Annotated in this window: 16 protein-coding genes and 1 pseudogene; 10 read left to right on the forward strand and 7 right to left on the reverse strand. The window is 75.0% G+C overall.

From position 1 onward, the window contains the following. Window positions 1-14: 14 nt before the first annotated feature. A complete protein-coding gene (locus IE332_RS31885) occupies window positions 15-380 on the reverse strand; it encodes a hypothetical protein (RefSeq protein ID WP_189923267.1) in 366 nt (121 codons plus the stop codon). A 226-nt stretch (window positions 381-606) separates the two neighbouring features. Between IE332_RS31885 and IE332_RS31890 the strand changes: the two are divergent. Further along, a pseudogene (locus IE332_RS31890) lies at window positions 607-1055 on the forward strand (glycosyltransferase family 2 protein); the annotation flags it as partial. 4 nt (window positions 1056-1059) lie between these two features. Here the strand turns inward: IE332_RS31890 and IE332_RS31895 are convergent. From IE332_RS31895 to IE332_RS31905, 3 genes are all read right to left on the reverse strand, one after another. After that, window positions 1060-1761 carry a sensor domain-containing protein gene (locus IE332_RS31895; RefSeq protein ID WP_189923269.1) on the reverse strand — a complete coding sequence of 234 codons (702 nt, stop codon included), beginning with the start codon at window positions 1759-1761 and terminating at the stop codon, window positions 1060-1062. A gap of 220 nt (window positions 1762-1981) precedes the next feature. Beyond that, entirely contained in the window at window positions 1982-4510 is a 2529-nt protein-coding gene (locus tag IE332_RS31900; RefSeq protein ID WP_229929081.1) for an FtsX-like permease family protein, read from the reverse strand. Beyond that, complete coding sequence (locus IE332_RS31905) at window positions 4507-5241, reverse strand: ABC transporter ATP-binding protein (RefSeq protein ID WP_189923271.1); 735 nt, start codon at window positions 5239-5241, stop codon at window positions 4507-4509. Before IE332_RS31905 ends, IE332_RS31900 begins: the two co-directional genes overlap by 4 nt. Window positions 5242-5327: 86 nt before the next feature. Between IE332_RS31905 and IE332_RS31910 the strand changes: the two genes are divergently transcribed. After that, entirely contained in the window at window positions 5328-5942 is a 615-nt protein-coding gene (locus IE332_RS31910) for a response regulator transcription factor (RefSeq protein WP_189923273.1), read from the forward strand. 34 nt (window positions 5943-5976) lie between these two features. On the opposite strand, the gene IE332_RS31915 is transcribed toward IE332_RS31910, so the two are convergent. Beyond that, window positions 5977-8163 (reverse strand): sensor histidine kinase, encoded by a 2187-nt coding sequence (locus IE332_RS31915; RefSeq protein WP_189923275.1) that lies wholly within the window; start codon window positions 8161-8163, stop codon window positions 5977-5979. A 256-nt stretch (window positions 8164-8419) separates the two neighbouring features. Beyond that, on the reverse strand, window positions 8420-8812 hold the full coding sequence (locus IE332_RS31920; protein WP_189923277.1) for a nuclear transport factor 2 family protein: 393 nt from the start codon (window positions 8810-8812) through the stop codon (window positions 8420-8422). Window positions 8813-8949: 137 nt separating this feature from the next. On the opposite strand from IE332_RS31920, the gene IE332_RS31925 reads away from it, so the two are divergent. The 3 genes from IE332_RS31925 to IE332_RS31935 all read left to right on the forward strand — a co-directional run bounded on the left by IE332_RS31925 (window position 8950) and on the right by IE332_RS31935 (window position 11115). Continuing rightward, window positions 8950-9405 carry a MarR family winged helix-turn-helix transcriptional regulator gene (locus IE332_RS31925; RefSeq protein WP_189923279.1) on the forward strand — a complete coding sequence of 152 codons (456 nt, stop codon included), beginning with the start codon at window positions 8950-8952 and terminating at the stop codon, window positions 9403-9405. Between the two features lie 229 nt (window positions 9406-9634). Next, entirely contained in the window at window positions 9635-9934 is a 300-nt protein-coding gene (locus tag IE332_RS31930; RefSeq protein ID WP_189923281.1) for a DUF4193 domain-containing protein, read from the forward strand. Window positions 9935-10146: 212 nt separating this feature from the next. Continuing rightward, window positions 10147-11115, forward strand: a complete 969-nt coding sequence (locus IE332_RS31935) for an SDR family NAD(P)-dependent oxidoreductase (RefSeq protein WP_189923283.1) — start codon at window positions 10147-10149, stop codon at window positions 11113-11115. Between the two features lie 586 nt (window positions 11116-11701). On the opposite strand, the gene IE332_RS31940 is transcribed toward IE332_RS31935, so the two are convergent. Continuing rightward, window positions 11702-12604: an NAD(P)H-binding protein gene (locus IE332_RS31940; protein ID WP_189923286.1), complete on the reverse strand. Its 903-nt coding sequence runs from the start codon at window positions 12602-12604 to the stop codon at window positions 11702-11704. Between the two features lie 68 nt (window positions 12605-12672). Here IE332_RS31940 and IE332_RS31945 point away from each other — a divergent pair, with 68 nt between their 5' ends. The 5 genes from IE332_RS31945 (at window position 12673) to IE332_RS31965 (ending at window position 16429) form a co-directional block, all read left to right on the forward strand. Next, window positions 12673-13482: a LysR family transcriptional regulator gene (locus tag IE332_RS31945; RefSeq protein ID WP_189923288.1), complete on the forward strand. Its 810-nt coding sequence runs from the start codon at window positions 12673-12675 to the stop codon at window positions 13480-13482. A gap of 238 nt (window positions 13483-13720) precedes the next feature. After that, window positions 13721-14206 carry a rhodanese-like domain-containing protein gene (locus IE332_RS31950; RefSeq protein WP_189923290.1) on the forward strand — a complete coding sequence of 162 codons (486 nt, stop codon included), beginning with the start codon at window positions 13721-13723 and terminating at the stop codon, window positions 14204-14206. Between the two features lie 284 nt (window positions 14207-14490). Then, window positions 14491-14694: a cold-shock protein gene (locus IE332_RS31955; RefSeq protein WP_189923292.1), complete on the forward strand. Its 204-nt coding sequence runs from the start codon at window positions 14491-14493 to the stop codon at window positions 14692-14694. 338 nt (window positions 14695-15032) lie between these two features. Continuing rightward, on the forward strand, window positions 15033-15791 hold the full coding sequence (locus tag IE332_RS31960) for a S1 family peptidase (RefSeq protein WP_189923295.1): 759 nt from the start codon (window positions 15033-15035) through the stop codon (window positions 15789-15791). Window positions 15792-15856: 65 nt separating this feature from the next. Next, complete coding sequence (locus IE332_RS31965) at window positions 15857-16429, forward strand: MepB family protein (protein ID WP_189923297.1); 573 nt, start codon at window positions 15857-15859, stop codon at window positions 16427-16429. Window positions 16430-16472 lie beyond the last annotated feature (43 nt).

Here is a 16472-nt window from a genome sequence, read left to right on the forward strand (position 1 = left end):
ACGGTGGCGGGCACTCAGGCTCCGGTCAGCCAGTCCTCTTCGACACCGCCGAGGACGAACCCGTTCTCGAAGCGCACCCGGTACCTGACCCGGGCGCTGCCCCCGGGGACGGCCGCCCCGTGCCGGATGACCTGCTGACGCAGCCCGTCGATCAGGAGGGCCGTGTGACCCGTGAACTGGCCCGGGCCGACCTGCTGGTCGAAGGCGGCGAGGTACTCCTGGGCCATGCCGCCGCTCTCCTGCGCCGAGCCCGTGACGACGCCCTCCAGGCCCTCGGCCAGGAACAGCGGGCCGGGGAGGCCGAGCCCGGCCGCCGCGGCGTCCGAGGTGACCTGCGCGTCCCTGGTCAGCTTCACCTTCGCGCCGATCGCGTACGGCATGGATGCGCCCCCTTGTTCGATTCCGGCCGTCCCCAGCGCGAGCGTAGCCGAGACGCCGTGGCAGGAAACGGCGTTCGGCGCGATCAGGCCCCCACGGCCCACGGCCCGGCAGCCGGGCCCGACGCCGCCCCACGGCCGCCCGGGAGGGGGAGAAGGGGTGTGACAGCGGGCCGGGCACAGGCGCTGAACAGGGTGCGGCCACCCACCCCGCGATCCGCCGCGATCGCTGGTCGGCTTCAACCCGGACCGCCGGCTCTTCGACCTCGCCGAGTGCATGCCCACCGTGCCGGGCGCGGTCGGCGCCTTCCGCCGCTCGGCGCTGCCGGCGGCCGGCGGCGTGGGCGAGGAGACGCTCGCCGAGGACACCGGCCGCACCATGGCGCTCTGCCGGGCCGGCCGGCGGGTCGTCTACGAGGAGAAGGCCGAGGCGTGGACCGAGGCGTGGACCGAGGCGTGGACCGAGGCCCCGTCCAGACGCTGATGGGCGCCTACGCGTTCCGGCTGGACGGGGAACGGCTCGGACGGCTGTGGAGCCTGCCGCTGCGGCAGTTCGTCCACCGGCAACTGATGTACCTGGTGGTGGTCCAGTCCGTCTTCACCGCCCTCGCCGGCTCCCGGCCGCGCCGGCAGCGGATGCAGCGGTGCGGCACGCTCCGGGTGCCGGCGGGCGGCTGAGCCGTCAGCGGCCGGTGGCGGAACGGTACGTCGTCACCGCGGCCGCGAGCACGGCTTCCGAATCCGACGACGGCTTCCGGTCGGCGATCCGCTGCACCAGGACGATCACATCGCCGATCCGGACGAAGGCGGTCTCGTCGATGAACGGCTGCGGGTCGTCGGGGAAGGTCGACGTGAGGTGGAGCAGCAGGCCGTCGTCGGCCGGTACCCCGGCCGGTGTGACGGACACGGTCTGGCGGAGCGGCGTCCCGTCCACGACGGTGGTGGTGAAGGAGGCGCAGCGCCGGGCGGCCTCGCGGATGGCGGCCATGACCGCGGCCGCCTGTCCGGGCTGGTACCGGTCGAGCGCTTCCTGGCCGAACCACCCGGAGTCGTCGTCGCCGTCGCCGACCGGAGTCCGTTCCACCCCCACCGCGACGTCCTCCGCCGGTGGGGCGTGAGCCGTCATGAAGGAGTCGACACCGAGTTCGGAGCACGGCATCGCCGCGATGGGGACCGCCGAGGGGGTGTGCGGAGCGCCGGTGGTCGTCGAGTCGGCCTCCGCCGTGTTCAGCCGGAAACCGCGGGGGAGCCGGTCCTGGGTCAGCAGGCCGTCCCGCAGCCGGTCCGAAGGCACGTGGCGGGAGGCCGCGGGGCTGTCCGGACGGGCCCGCGGGTCGGCTGCGCAGGCCGACACGCCGAGAACCGCGAGAACGAGCCCGGTCACCACGCGATGACGTGTGCGCACTGATCCACCCCCCAGGATTCATGATCGCGCCGTACTCTCCCACACGGGCCCACACGGGCGCTCACGGACCCTCACGAACGACGGCGCCTCCGCCCGAGCGGGCCGGGGCATCCCGGTTTCCGCGCGTGTCGGCTACGGGGCCGGGCCCACGCGGGCCCGGCCCCGTAGCCGGGGCCGGGCCGCCGGGGTGCGGGGTTGTTCACGCCCGGCCGCGGAGGCCGCGGAGGGTGGTGCGGGCGGGGAGCCAGGTGCCGAGGGCGGCGAGGGCGGCGGTGCCGGCGAGGACCAGGGCGAGGGTGGTGGCCGGTACGGCGGGTCCGGCGGTGCCGCGGGTGATGCCCTGGGCGTAGGTGGTGAGCACCGCGACGGCGATGGCGAGGCCGAGCGCGGTGGCGACGGCGACGGAGGCCGCGGTCTCCCAGCCGAGCATTCGCCGGATCTGGCGGCGGGTGGCGCCGGTGAGCCGCAGGGCCGCGAACTCGGGGCGGCGGTCGCTGATGCTCATGGCCAGGGTGTTGAGGACGGCGATGGCGACGAAGGCGATGATCAGCCCGAGGGTGACGTAGCCGATCTGGGCGCTGACCCGGGTCTGCGAGGCCTGGACGGCGGCGGCGCGCTCCAGCACCCCCAGGCCGGGGTCGCCGTGCAGGGCGGCGGTGAGGGCCTGCCGGGTGGGCGCGGCCCCGCTGCCGTCGCCCCGGACGAGCAGTTCGTCGTCGAGCGGCACGTCGACGTGGGCGGTGACCAGGGAGTGCGCGAGGGTGAGGTCGCCGAAGCCGAGGCCGCGGCCGTAGAGGGCGACGACCGTCACCTCGGCCGGGGTGCCGTCGGCGAGGACCAGGCGCACCCGCTGGCCGAGCCGGTAGCCCAGCCCGTCGGCGGCCGCCGCCGTACCGTCCGTCAGACGGCCGAGGTCGCCGGCGGTGACGCCGAGGTCGAGGGTGTCGGACAGGCGCTCGGGCGTGACCGCCTGGACGCTGCGCTTGGTCAGCCCGTCGCGGACCTGGGTGTGGAGCACCCGGGTCACGGTCCGTACGCCCGGGACGGCGGCGAGCGCCTGGGCGGCGGTGCCCGGCACGCGCGGCCCGACGACGAAGTCGGCGGTGTTCCCGCGCTCGCGCTGCGCGTCCGCCGCGTGGTCGACGGTGGTCTGGGTGAACAGGATGGTGCAGGCCATCGCGACCAGCAGGGTCAGCGGGGTGACGACCGAGGCCAGCCGGTGCGCCCCGGCGCGCAGGTTGTGGGCGGCGAGGTAGCCGCCGACCCGGGACGCCCGCAGCGGCAGGCCGAGGACGGCGACACCGGCACGGGCCACCAGCGGGCCGAGCAGGGCGAGCGCCGTGCACCACAGCAGGACGGCGACGAAGCAGGCCGGGGTCGAGGCCTGGTCGGAGTGCAGGACGGTGAGCAGGGCGGTGAGCGTGACGGCGCCGGCGGTGGCGAGGACGCCGAGGGCGATCCGGGTCCGGGCCAGCCGCGGGGGCTTGAGTTCGGCTTCGCCGAGGGCCTCGACCGGCTTGACGGCGGTGGCGCGCCGGGCGGAGAGGCGGGCGGCTGCCCAGCCGGCCAGCAGGGTGGCGGCCGCGGCGGCGACGACGGGGAAGGGGGAGAGGACGACGGGCAGGTTGGCCGGGATGACGTCCAGGGCCACGAAGCGGCCGTGCAGCCAGTCGCCCAGCGGCAGGCCGGCGGCGGCGCCGAGGGTTCCGGCCGCCAGGCCGATGGCGAGCGCCTCGCCGCCGATCATTTTGCGGACCTGCCGGCCGGTCGCGGCCACGGCCCGCAGGACGGCGATCTCCCGCTGCCGCTGCTGGATCGACAGGCCGAAGGTGCCGACGACGACCAGCAGGGCGACCAGCAGCGAGGTGCCGGCCAGGACGGCGCCCATGCTGACCAGGCGGACCTGAGCGTTGGCGGCGTCGGGGAACTCGACCCGGCCGCGGTCGTCGCCGGTGCGGACCACGGGGGCAGGGACGCTCTGGCCGGGCGCCGGGGCGGTCCCGCCGGGCGCCGGGACGGTCCGGGTTCCGGCGAGCAGCGCCCGGACGTCGTCGGCGGCCGACGGCGCGGCCGGGAAGACGCCGATCGCGCCGACCAGGCCGTCGTGGCCGGCGAGCCGGCGGGCCCGGTCGGGGGCGAAGTAGACGGCGGCCTGGCTGTCGAAGCCCTGGGCGGTGACGCCGACCACGTGGACGGTCAGCGTGCCCGAGGCCGTACGGGCGGTGGTGGTGGAGCCCGGCGACAGGCGGAGCCCGGCGGCGGTGGCCGCGTCGACCACGACCTCGTCCGGGCCGGAGGGTGCGCGGCCGGCGGCGAGGGTGAGCCCGCTCAGCGGCGCGGACTCCCAACCGTGGCCCCAGGAGCCGCCGGTGGGCCCGCCGGGCAGCAGCACCGGGAAGGTCACCTCGGTGGCGACGGCCCGGACCGAGGGCAGGGCGGCGATGCGGTCGGCGAGGGCGGCCGGCACCCAGGCGTGGTCGGCGACCGGCTTGCTCTTCTCCTTGACCTTCCCCTTGCCCTTGTCCTCGACGGCGTGCACGTCCTGGTCCCCGGACACGACGATCGGCGCGGCCGCGTAGCGTTCGGGCCGGACGGTGCCGGTGAGGCCGGTGACCAGGAGGGTCCCGCACCCGCAGACCAGGGCGGCCGCGCAGAACAGGGCGACGAAGGCGCCCGCGAAGCCGGCCGCGCGGTGCCGGAGGGTGGCGAGGGCGAGGCTCAGCATCATCGGTTCCACGCTCCCAGGCGGATCATGCGGTCGGCGACCTTGGCGGCGGTCGGCCCGGACATGGTGTCGGCGACCCGGCCGTCGGCCAGGAAGAGGACCTCGTCGGCGTAGGACGCGGCGACGGGGTCGTGGGTGACCATGACGATGGTCTGGCCGAGCTCGTCGACGGTCTGGCGCAGCAGCGTCAGCACCTCACGGGCGGTCATGGTGTCCAGCGCGCCGGTGGGCTCGTCCGCGAACACCACCTCGGGGTCCGAGATCAGCGCCCGGGCGATCGCCACCCGCTGCTGCTGGCCGCCGGACAGCTGCCCGGGCCGGTGCCCGGCACGCTCCCGCAGCCCCACCCGGCGCACGAGTTCGGCCAGCCGGCCGGCGTCGGCGCGCCGACCGGCCAGCCGCAGCGGCAGGGCGACGTTCTGCTCGACGGTCAGCGAGGAGATCAGGTTGAACGCCTGGAACACGAACCCCGCGCGCTCCCGGCGCAGTTCGGTCAGCTTGTGCTCACTCAGCCGCGACAGGTCGGTGCCGCCGAGACGGACCGTCCCGGACGACGGGCGGTCCAGGCCGGCCGCGCAGTGCAGGAAGGTGCTCTTGCCCGAACCGGACGGCCCCATCACGGCGGTGAAGCCGCCCTTGGGCAGGTGCACCGTCACCTCGCGCAGCGCGGCCACCGCGCCCCGCCCCTTGCCGTAGACCTTGCTCACGGCGTCCAGAGTGATCGCTTCGTTCATGCCCCCAAGCCTGCCGACCTGCGAACTCCCGTCCCAGGGAGGGGATCACGGGCCACCCGTGACATCGTCACGGGTAGGGTCGGAGCATGATCAAACTCCTGTTGGCCGAGGACCAGCACGTGGTGCGCGGCGCCCTGGTGGCACTCCTGGAACTGGAACCCGACCTCCGGGTCGTCGCACAGGCGGACTCGGCCGACGACGTGGTGCCCCGCGCACTGGTCTTCACCCCCGACGTCGCGGTCCTCGACATCGAGATGCCGGGCCGGACGGACGGCCTGCAGGCCGCCGCCGCGCTCAAGGAGAAGCTGCCGCACTGCCGGACGCTGATGCTGACCTCCCTCGGCCGTCCCGGGCTGCTGCGCCGGGCCCTGGACGCGAAGGTCGACGGCTTCCTGCTGAAGACCGCCCCGCCGGCGGACCTGGTCGCGGCCATCCGCCAGGTCGCCGCCGGCGGGCGGGTGCTGGACCCGTCGCTGGCCGTGGCGGCCTGGGACCTGGCGGACAATCCGCTCACGCCGCGCGAGAACGACGTGCTGCGGGAGCTGGCCGAGGGCGCCGAACCGCCCGAGATCGCCGCGCGGCTGCACCTGTCGACGGGGACGGTGCGCAACGTGCTCACCGCCGTCGTCGGCAAACTGAACGCCCGCAACCGGACGGACGCGGTGCGCATCGCGCGGGAGGCGGGCTGGCTGACGGCGTAGGCCGGCCGGGGCCGGGGCTGACCGTACGGTCGGTTCAGGGGCAGTGCAGCGGCAGCTCGGCCCGGAGCAGGTACCAGCCGTCGTCCGGGCCGGCGGTCAGGGTGCCGCCCGCCTCGGCGAGGCGGACCGTCAGCCCGCCGATCCCGGAGCCGGGTGCGGTGACGCCCTCGCGGACGCCGTCGTTCTCCACCTCCAGGCGCGCCACGTCGCCGGTGACGGAGGTGGCGATCCGCGCATGGCGGGCGTGGCTGTGCCGCAGGATGTTGGTCACGGCCTCGCGCAGGGCCACGCCCAGCACGGCCCCCGCCTCGCCCGGCACCGGGACGTCCTCCAGCTCCACGGTGATGGCGGCCGCCTCCAGGACCGCCGCCGCCGACGTGAGTTCGGCGGCGAAGGACAGCCGGGGGCTCTCCTCGGCCACCGCCCCCAGCTCGCTCTGCCCCCGCTCGGCCAGCCGCACGATGTCCGCGAGCTCGGCACGGCAACGCTCACCGGCCGCCTCGGCGGCGTCCCCGCTGTCACCCCCGCTGTCACCCCCGCTGCCACCCCCGGCGGCGTCCCCGATGCCACCCCCGGCGACGTCCGCGAGCCGTCGCGCGAGCTCGGCCTTGAGCACGATCGCGGCCAGACCGTGCCCGAGCAGGTCGTGCAGGTCCCGGGCGGCGCGCAGGCGCTCGGTGACCACGGCGGCGCGGGCCAGCCCGGCACCCGCCCGCTGGAACTCCCGCACCAGCCTGACCAGCCGCAGCACCGCGTACACCACCACACAGGTGATCATCACGCTGACCGTGGTCGACAGCGCCGACAGCGCCGACAGTCCGGACACCGGAGCGCCCCCGCCGATCACCCCGGCGGCCACCACCAGCACGGCGGCCGCGGCCGCACCGGCGCGCAGCGGCAGGGCGACCAGCAGCGAGCCGGCCAGGATGCCGGCCGCCCCGATCCAGTTCCGGCCCAGCCAGGGCAGCGGCACCAGGGCGAGGACCGCCGAGGCGAGCAGGGCGGAGCGAAGGTGCCGGGTCACGCCGTGGACCGAGACGCGGACCTGGACGGCGCAGAACGCCAGCACACACGCCACGCCGAGACCCAGGCCGGACACCGTCGCCGGAACGAACAGCAGCACCCTGGCGCCGAAGGCGGCGAGGAGGAAGTAGTAGAGGCCGAGCGCGGTCCGCAGCTCGGACGGGTCGGCGGCGGCCCGCGGGGCGGCCGTGGCGGCGACGGACGCCTCCACGGCGAAGCGCCCGTCCGGCTCCAGACCCGCCGTCAGCCGGCCGCCCACGGCCCGGACCCGGTCCGCGAGGTCGTCCAGGAGGTCCGCGCCGAGCGCGGCCGTCGGCATGCCGTCGCTGACCACGCGCAGCACCACCCGCCCGGCCCGCTCACCGGTGCTGACCTCGCAGCGGCGGGCGTCCCCGACCCGGACGACCGCCGTGACCGACTCGCGCAGCACCGTCGCGAGCACGGTCCCGGCCGGTCCCAGCGGCTCGCGGTGCCCGATCCGGATGTCGGCCGCGACGCCGGCGGAGGCCAGCAGCGCCCGGGCGCTGGCCGCCTCCGGGGCCAGCGAGAGGCTGCGCAGCTCGGCGGTGGTGGCCCGGGCGGCCGCGAGCGTCCCGCGGGCCACGGCGATCAGCGGGTCCAGGACCGACGGGTCCGCCCGCACGGCCAGGCCCCGGATCCGGGCGAGCCCTTCGGACAGCTCGCTGCGCAGGCTCGACGCGATGCGCAGCCGCTCGTCGGTGACCGCGGAGGCCGCCAGCGTGAGCCGCGCGGCGTGGACGCCGGCCGCCAGCAGCGCGAGCCGGGTGACGGTGTACAGCATGACGCCGCCGAGCGCGACCGTCAGCAGCAGGTCGACGGTGTCCCGGACGGACGCGGACCGCACCGCCGCGGCCAGGACGGCGGCCCCCACGAACGGCGGCAGCAGCAGCCGGCGCAGCGGCCGGCGGCGTTCCAGCAGCAGGGAGGCGGCGGGCAGGCAGAGCAGGCCGACCGAGACCCCGAGCGGACCGACCGCGAGGAAGGCCACCGCCAGCTCCGCGACCGTCCAGCCCGCCCGTACGGGCCCGCCGTCCGCGCCGGGCCGGGTGTGCCGCGACTGCAGCACCACCAGGGCGAGGCAGGCCGCCACGACCGCGGCCCCCGCACCCGGCTGCGCCGGTACGCGCGCCAGCCCCTTCAAGAGGTGCACCGCCACCAGGGCGGCTCCGACCGCCACCGCCAACGCCCGCGCCGGCCACGGCCGGACGTCCCTTCCCGTTTCCCCCACAGCGAGGCATCGTACGCACCGCCCGTCCCGTCCGGACCTCCTGGTCAGGGGCGTCACCGGCACCCTCGCCGCCGGCCGTGCCGTCGCGCGCGGGCGCCCGCGCGCCCGTCGTGCGCTCCCGCACGCGGGCCACCGTGCGGCACCGGGGCGCGCGGGAAGTCGGCGGGGCCGACTTCCCGCGCAGGGTGCGCTTCGTGCCGGGGGATCAGCGGGCGCTGCCGAGGTTCCGGTCGTGCTCGGTGCCTTCGAGCATGAGGGTGGTCTCCTCGATGCGGCGGAAGCGGCCGTCGGGGGCGAACTCGGCGAAGACGTAGACCTCGATGCGGGCGGTGGACCCGTCGGTCTTGACGATGGTCATGGTGTGGCGGTCGGCGTAGCGGTCGCCGGAGGCGAGTTCGTCGTGGACCTCGACGGAGCCGTCGGCGACGACGGTGCGCAGGTGGGCGATGTGGGCCAGGAACTCGGCGCGGTCGGCCCACTCTCCGTCGGTGCGCTGGCGGTAGTCGGGCGCGAAGTGCCGGTCGGCGGCCTCGTCCAGGTCGAGGCCCGGGGTGAGCAGCAGGTCGGTGAGGGCGGCGCGGACGTCGGTGTGGTTCACGGGGATTCCTTCGGAGGCGTGCGGGAGCGCTCGGAAACGCTCGGGAGCGGCCCGCGGTGGATGATGAAGATGCGTGCCTGAAGCACGCTTATGACTGTACCAGGAAAAGCGTGCGCCGAGCACGCTAATCTGCAGGGGTGAAGAACCCGACCGGACACGACATCGCCGACGCCCTCGGGCTGCTCCTGCGCCGCAGCACCCGAGCCCGCGTCTACACCCGCCTGACCGAAGGACTGGGGGAGGCGGTCGACGAACTCACCTACCCGGTCCTCAGCGGCCTGGCCCGCACCGGCCCGTACAGCGCCGCCGACCTGGGCCGCGAGATCGGACTCGACCGCACCACCGTCACCCGCCGCGCCGACCGCCTCGAACAGGCCGGCCTCCTGCGGCGCCAGCCCGACCCGGCCGACGGCCGCGCCACCCTGCTCGCCCTCACCGACGACGGCCGCACCGCCGTCGAGGCCACCCGGCAGCGGCTCGCCACCGGCATCGAGGAGTCGCTCGCCACCTGGCCGCAGGCCGACGCCCAGGCCTTCGCCCGCCTGCTGCGCCGCTTCGTCGACGAGGGGCCCTTCGCCGCCGGCCAGGACTGACCGTCACCGGCCCGGCCGGGCCTGGGTCAGGACCGCCTCGCCCCCGGGTTTCGGCCGGCCCCGGCCCGGACGAGACGATCGCCACCCGTCCGTCGCGCGGCGGCCGGGCCCGACAGATGGGATGGTGGTGCGCCACGGGCGGGACGACCACGCGTCGGCCGGCACCGTGCGGACCGGCGGGCGGTACGACCCGTCCGCCGGAAGCGACCCTTGAGGAGAAGACAGCACAGTGGCAACCGACTACGACGCCCCCCGCGACACCGGCGACGAGAGCAACGACGAAAGCATCGAGGCACTGAAGGGCCGGCGCGACGACAAGCAGAGTTCCACCGTCGACGTGGAGCCCGAGGCCGTCGAAGGGCTGGAGCTCCCGGGTGCCGACCTGTCCGGGGAGGAGCTCACCGTCCGGGTCGTGCCCCTGCAGGCGGACGAGTTCACCTGCATGACCTGCTTCCTGGTCCACCACCGCGCGCAACTCGCCGGTGAGGACAAGAACGGTCAGCCCATCTGCCGCGAGTGCGCGTCCTGACCGTCGTGCGGGTCTGACGTCCCGCCGGACCGGCGGCCCGAACCCGTTCGGGCCGCCGGCCGTCCGACAGGGCTGCAGGCGGGCTGCCAGCGGTCTGTGGGCCGCCTGTGGGCCGTCTGTGGGCGGGATGCCGGTGGCCGCTGGAACCGTGGGCCGCGAGTCGCCCGGCGAGCAGCCGCGGCTTTCGCCACCAGCAAGGGAGCCCCGTCACCGTGCCATCCGCATCCTCCACCCCGCCCTGGAACGTCCACCGGCTGCCGCGTGCCGACGGCAGCGTCTTCCTGGTCACCGGCGGCAACGCCGGCATCGGGTACTTCGTCGCCGAGCAGCTCTCGGCGACCGGGGCGACCGTCGTCCTCGGCAGCCGCAACCCCGCGAAGGCCGAGGACGCCACGGCCTCGATCCGCGCGCGCGTGCCCGGAGCGCGGGTGCGGGCCGTCCGGCTGGACCTCGCCGACCTCCCGTCGCTGCGGACCGTCGCGGAATCACTGCGGGTGGAACGCCTCGACGCGGTGGTCCACAACGCCGGCGTCGCGCTCGACGACCCGCCGCGCACGGAGACCCGCGACGGCCACGAGCTGATGTTCGGCACGAACCACCTCGGGCACTTCGCCCTGACCCGGTGGCTGATGCCGCTGCTGACGGCCGCTCCGGCGGCCCGGATCGTCACCACGGGCAGCTTCGCGGCCAAGTCCGAGCGGCTCGACCCGGACGACCTGCAGTCCCGCGACGACTACCGGCCCAAGCGCGCCTACGGGCGCTCCAAGCTGGCCCAGATGTACTTCGGCCTCGAACTCGACCGCCGCCTGCGCGCCGCCGGCAGCACGGTGACGAGCGTGGTGGTCCACCCCGGCGGCGCGCTGGACTCCCTCACCCCCGCACGGCCGCCGGTCCACGTCCGGACCACCGGCGCCCGGCTGGGCGCGGCCCCCGCGGCCCTCCTCGTCCAGGGCAAGCACGCCGGCGCCTGGCCCGCCGTCCGGGCCGTGCTCGACCCGGCCGTACGCGGGGGCCAGCTCTGGGGACCACGCGCCTTCGGCCTACGCGGCACCCCCCGGCGCGAACCGCTCTGGCCCCACCTCGCCGACACCTCCGTCGCGGCCCGCCTCTGGGACGCCAGCCGAGACCTGACCGGCGTCGACCCCGCGCCCCTCCCCGGACAGCCGGTCAGGAGCAGGTGATGCCGTGTCACGGGCCCGGCCCGCGGGCCGTCCGTGAACGCGGACGAGGTCCGGTACCCGAGTGGGTACCGGACCTCGTCCGACTGTGGAGCGCCAGGCCCGGGTCGCACGGACTCTCCCTACTGAAAGTAGGGCGTGCTCTGGTAGCACCGCTGACGCCTGACGAGGAATCATCTCCCTCGCGACGAGAAGAAGACTAGCAGGTCAGCGGCCTGCCGTCGAAAACGATCACGAGGCCCGCGGTACGGGGGCGACCGCGTGGACGGGGGCCGGTCTTCGGGCGCGGCCCAGGGGTCAGGGGGCGGGGCGACAGCCGGAGCCGCGGCTTCCGGATGGCATGCTCGCGGCCGAAAAATCCCAGGTCACAGCACTGTTCACCACACCACCCGGGGTCTAGCATTCCCGACACGGCGACCCCACCGCAGTCGGGCCGCCGAGCAGAGCAGCCGCGTCCTCCCCCCCCAATGGCGCGGCTGGCCTCCCACACGGCCGGGGCCCCGCGGACCAACCCCCTGCTCCCCGGGACCCCGGCCGGCTGCGCCCCCTGCCCGGTACGGCGCCGGCGCCCGCCGGTACGGCTCGGCGTTCAGGCCCGGAGCGCCGGAGTGAGCACCTCCTCGCACCACTGGCGGAAGGTGGTCGGGCTCGCGGTCCGCGGGGTCCGCTCCACCCCGGCGTCGAGGCCGTCCTCCTTGGCGCGCATCATGTCGACGTAGCCCTCCACGAGCGCCTCCGTGGCACCCCGTCCGGTGAGCGCGGCGCGGAAGTCGTCGAGCGGCCGGCGCTCGTAGCGGACCGGGCGGCCGAGCACCTCGGACAGGACGCGCGCCATGTCGTCCGCCGAAAGGTCCTCGGGGCCCAGCACTGGGACCTCGCCCGCTCCCGTCCAGGACCGGTCGAGCAGCAGGCCGGCGGCGGCCGCGGCGATGTCCCCGGTGGCGGCCAGGGGCGCCCTGCGGTCGGCGGAGACGATGTCGGTGAACACGCCGTCGTCACGGATCGTCGCCGCCTGCCGCAGCAGGTTGTCCATGAAGCTCGGGCAGGCGAGGGCCCGGTAGGCCGTGCCCGTACCCGCGATGAGGTCGTCCATGGCCAGCGACGCCGTCACGAGCCCGGCGCGGCCGGCGACGGGGGTGCCGCGGCCGAGCGCCGAGACGCCGACGACGTGTCCGACGCCGTGGGCCGTGACGGCCTTCGCGGCGGCGCGGGTGAAGTCGAGGTACAGGGCGTCCAGGCTCGGCGGCCGCGGCGTCGGCGGGACCACCCAGAAGACGGCGTCCGCGCCGGCGAAGGCCCGGTCGACGACCTCCGCGTCGCCGTGCGAGCCGGTGACGACGTCGACGTCGCCCCGGGCGCGGACCGCGTCCGGAAGCTTCTCCGGGTCGCGCACGACGACGCGCAGCTCTTCGCCGCGGGCGGGGGCCAGGTCGAGCAGGATGTCGAGGAGCCGGCCGCCGATCTGGCCGGTGGGAGTGGTGATGACGATCATGTTTCGAGTCTCCGGGCGGCCCGCCCGCGGCGTCCAATGCCCTTTCCGGCCGTTGATACCTTCTCGGCATGGATCTCGACCTGCGCAAGCTCCGCTACTTCGTCGCGGTGGTCGAACACCGGCACTTCGGCCGGGCGGCGGAACAGCTCTACATCACCCAGCCGGTACTCAGCCGCCAAATCAGGGCCATCGAGCAGGAGTTGGACTGCACCTTGCTCGAACGGACCACGCGCCGGGTGGAGTTGACCCCCGCGGGCAAGCAGCTCTACCAGGAGGCGCAGGGGATCCTCGCGGCCGTCGCCGCGGCGGTGCAGCGCGTGCACGACGCCGACCGGGGCACCCGGCGGCTCGTCGTCGCCTTCTCGCCCGGACTCCACGTGGCCGACGCGATCCGGGCGTTCGCGCAGCGCCACCCCGACGTCGAGACCGACGTCGTCCCGGCGCGCTGGTGGGAGCCGGACGCGTCGCTGCGCGACGGCCGGTCCCAGGTCGGCTACCTGCGGCGGCCGTTCGACGAATCGGGGCTGCACACCATCCCGATCGGCCAGGACCCCAGGGTCGCCTGCATGCCCGCGGCGCACCCGCTGGCGCGCCGGGACGAGCTCACCTCCGCGGACCTCGACGGCGAGCGGATGCTCGACGTGCCGAGGCGGCGGACCTCCTCGCTCGAGGAGAAGTTCGAGCTCATCGCCTCCGGGCAGGGCATCGCGCTGGTCCCGCGGAGCGTCGCGCGCTCCTACTCCCGCCCCGACCTGGCCCACCGTCCCGTCACCGACGCCCCCGCGATCGAGACCTGCCTGGCCGTCCTCGCGGACCGGCGGGAGAGGCTGGTGCGTGACTTCCTGGAGATCGCCACGGCCACGCTGCGGCGCACCTGAACGGGTAGGGGGTCCGGGAAGGGCGCGGGGGAGTGCCCGGCCAGGGGCGCTCCGGCGAGGGGCGCTCCGGCGAGGGGCACTCCGGCACTCCGGGCGGCTGGCGGGATCTTGGCGGCCTCAGGCGTTTACGCCACTCGTGGGGCGGCCCCGGGGGCCGGAGGATGGAGTCGTCGCCGGCCGGGGGAACCCGGCCCGGCCCACCGGAACCCGTCCCGACCAGCACGAACGCGAGGCCCCCATGTCTGCCACCGCTGCCACCGAGACCGTCGGCGCCGTCCTGAGCGTGCCCGCCGCGGCCCCGGCCGAGGCCGCCGCCCACTTCGCCGCCCGTCTCGCCTTCGAGGCGGACGTCTCGGACGTCCACACCGACCTGGCGTCCGGCGCACCCGGCGTCGTGGTGGTCGACACCCGCGGCGATGCCGCCTGGGACCAGGGCCGCATCCCCGGCGCCCTCCACATCCCCACCGCGCGGATCGCCGAGCTGGCACCGAAGCTCATCGACCCGGCCCTGACCGTGGTCACCTACTGCTGGGGCCCCGGCTGCAACGGCGCGACCCGCGCGGCGCTGGCCTTCGCCCGCCTCGGCTACCGGGTCAAGGAGATGCTCGGCGGCTTCGAGTACTGGGTGCGCGAGGGCTTCGCCTACGACTCCGCGGCCGGCACCGAGCAGCGCCCGATCGACGACCTGACCGCCCCGCGCTCGGGCATCTCCTGCGCGTGCTGACGGACACCGCGCGGCCGGGCGGTGTGATCCGTCCGGCGCGATCCGTTCGGCCACCGCGGTAACCGTCCGAACTAATCGGAATGAATATCACATTAATGAATGACTCCGAGGAACTCCGACGCCTCGATGATCGACCATGAGCCAGTGCATCGTGCTACGGTTTTTGGAGTCGCAGTTGTGGTACCCATGAACTATGTGTGCCTGACGGGAATGCTTTCCTCCAGGCACATTATTTGTTTTCCGGCGTCTCCGGATGGGGCCTCTGCCTACAGAAGGAGAACGTCATGGCACAGGGAACCGTGAAGTGGTTCAACGCCGAAAAGGGCTTCGGCTTCATCGAGCAGGACGGCGGCGGCCCCGACGTCTTCGCCCACTACTCGAACATCGCGGCCCAGGGCTTCCGTGAGCTCCAGGAGGGCCAGCGGGTCTCCTTCGACGTCACGCAGGGCCAGAAGGGCCCGCAGGCGGAGAACATCACGCCCGCCTGATTCGCCGGCGCGCATGCGCGAACCGGGGTCCGCACCTGAGGGTGCGGGCCCCGGTTTCGTGCTTTCCGGGATCGGCGGCCGCCCCCTGTCGTGGGTCGGTCTCCAGCCCTCGCGCACCCGTTCCGGGCACACCTGTTCCGGCACGCACCGCGTTCCGTCGTGACGTTCCAGGAAGGGGCGAATCCGCAGGTCAAGGGGTATGACGCTGTTCCAGCGTCCCGGATCGCCGGGCGGAGCTGGCGGGCGGGACGGGGCCCGGGACAGTCTGTGGACCGACGGCGGGTCGGCACCGAGCCCGGCCCCGCCACCGGCACCCGACCCCAGGGGGAAGACCCTTCATGCGCACCTCGAACCGACGCCCGACCACCGTCCTGCTGGCCGCCGCCGGACTGGTGGCCGTCGCCGCCGCCCCGGCCGCCGCCGTCCACGGCGGATCGGACACCACGACCAAGGCCCACCCGTTCGTCGTGGCCCTGGAGACCGCCGCGGGCGAGCAGTGGTGCACCGGCGCGCTGATCGCGCCGACCAAGGTGCTGACCGCGGGTCACTGCGTCGCCGAGGCCGACGACCCGGCCTCGCTGCGGGTGATCGCCGGGCGGACCGACCTGACCGGCTCCGGCGGCCAGGTCCGCCGGGTGAAGGGGTACCGGGTGGACCCGCGCTACACCTCCGGCCTGCAGCACGACTCCGCCGTCCTCACCCTGGACCGTCCGCTGCCGCAGAAGCCGGTCCGGGTGGCGCGGCAGGGGGACGAGGCGCTGTACCGGGACGGCCGCACGGCCACGCTGCTGGGGTTCGGCCGCACCGGCCCGGACGGCCGCCCCGGTACGCACCTCAAGCAGGCGGTGCTGACGCAGGCCCCGCCGGCCTCCTGCGACCCGTACACCTTTCCCGACGACTCGCCGCTGCTCAAGGTCTGCGGCCTGCCGCGGGCCGGCACGACGGACAGCGTCTGCAAGGGCGACTCGGGCGGGCCGCTGATGGTCGGCGGCGTCGTGATCGGCGTGGTCTCCACCGGCAACAAGTACTGCGACACCCAGTACCCGGTCTCGGTGTTCACCCGGGCCACCGACGTCCCCGAGGAGCTGCTGTCCTAGTCCTGGGGCCGAGTCGTTCCGATCACTCCGATCGCTCCGATCACCACCCGTGACAGAGTGGGCGCATGACCACGGACCGCGAGAACTCAGCCGATCTCCGCCCGGAACCCGGGCCGGGGAACGCCCCGGTCCACGGAGATCTCGTCGCGGCGAAGGCACTCGTCTACGACCGCTGCGGATTCTCCTGCTCGCAGCCGGTGCCCGAATCCGAGAGTGCCGATTACGCCGCCCACGAGTTCACCCTCGACGGCCTCGCCGTCCGGTTTCGCGCGGCCAGGACGACCCCCACCAAGGCCGGCCAGTTCGTCACTGTCTGGAAGAGGTCCCCGGCCGGGCCCATCCAGCCCTTCGATGTCACGGACCCCGTCGACCTCTTCGTCATCAGCACCCGCGACGGTCACGGCTTCGGCCAGTTTGTCTTTCCCGTGGACGCGCTCCGCCGGCACGGCGTCGTATCGGCGGACGGTTCGGGTGGGAAGCGGGCCCTTCGCGTCTACCCGCCCTGGGTGACCCCTCCCAACCGCCAGGCCGGCCGTACGCAGGCGTGGCAGCTGGACTTCTTCCTGCGCCTGCACCCGGACGGGCCCGTCGACCTGGCCCGCGCCCGGGAGCTCTACCACCCGCAGGACAGCGTCTAGCCGGGGACGGCCGGCCGGACGGCCGGACGGCGGTGGGTGCCCC

Source organism: Kitasatospora xanthocidica (assembly GCF_014656195.1).
Classification (GTDB): Bacteria; Actinomycetota; Actinomycetes; order Streptomycetales; family Streptomycetaceae; genus Kitasatospora; species Kitasatospora xanthocidica.

Bases quoted from the DNA above. Each gene is read 5' to 3' on its own strand.
- IE332_RS31885 (WP_189923267.1), bottom strand. From the start codon at position 380: ATGCCGTACGCGATCGGCGCGAAGGTGAAGCTGACCAGGGACGCGCAG.
- IE332_RS31900 (WP_229929081.1), bottom strand. From the start codon at position 4,510: ATGATGCTGAGCCTCGCCCTCGCCACCCTCCGGCACCGCGCGGCCGGC.
- IE332_RS31905 (WP_189923271.1), bottom strand. From the start codon at position 5,241: ATGAACGAAGCGATCACTCTGGACGCCGTGAGCAAGGTCTACGGCAAG.
- IE332_RS31910 (WP_189923273.1), top strand. From the start codon at position 5,328: ATGATCAAACTCCTGTTGGCCGAGGACCAGCACGTGGTGCGCGGCGCC.
- IE332_RS31940 (WP_189923286.1), bottom strand. From the start codon at position 12,604: ATGATCGTCATCACCACTCCCACCGGCCAGATCGGCGGCCGGCTCCTC.
- IE332_RS31945 (WP_189923288.1), top strand. From the start codon at position 12,673: ATGGATCTCGACCTGCGCAAGCTCCGCTACTTCGTCGCGGTGGTCGAA.
- IE332_RS31950 (WP_189923290.1), top strand. From the start codon at position 13,721: ATGTCTGCCACCGCTGCCACCGAGACCGTCGGCGCCGTCCTGAGCGTG.
- IE332_RS31955 (WP_189923292.1), top strand. From the start codon at position 14,491: ATGGCACAGGGAACCGTGAAGTGGTTCAACGCCGAAAAGGGCTTCGGC.
- IE332_RS31960 (WP_189923295.1), top strand. From the start codon at position 15,033: ATGCGCACCTCGAACCGACGCCCGACCACCGTCCTGCTGGCCGCCGCC.
- IE332_RS31965 (WP_189923297.1), top strand. From the start codon at position 15,857: ATGACCACGGACCGCGAGAACTCAGCCGATCTCCGCCCGGAACCCGGG.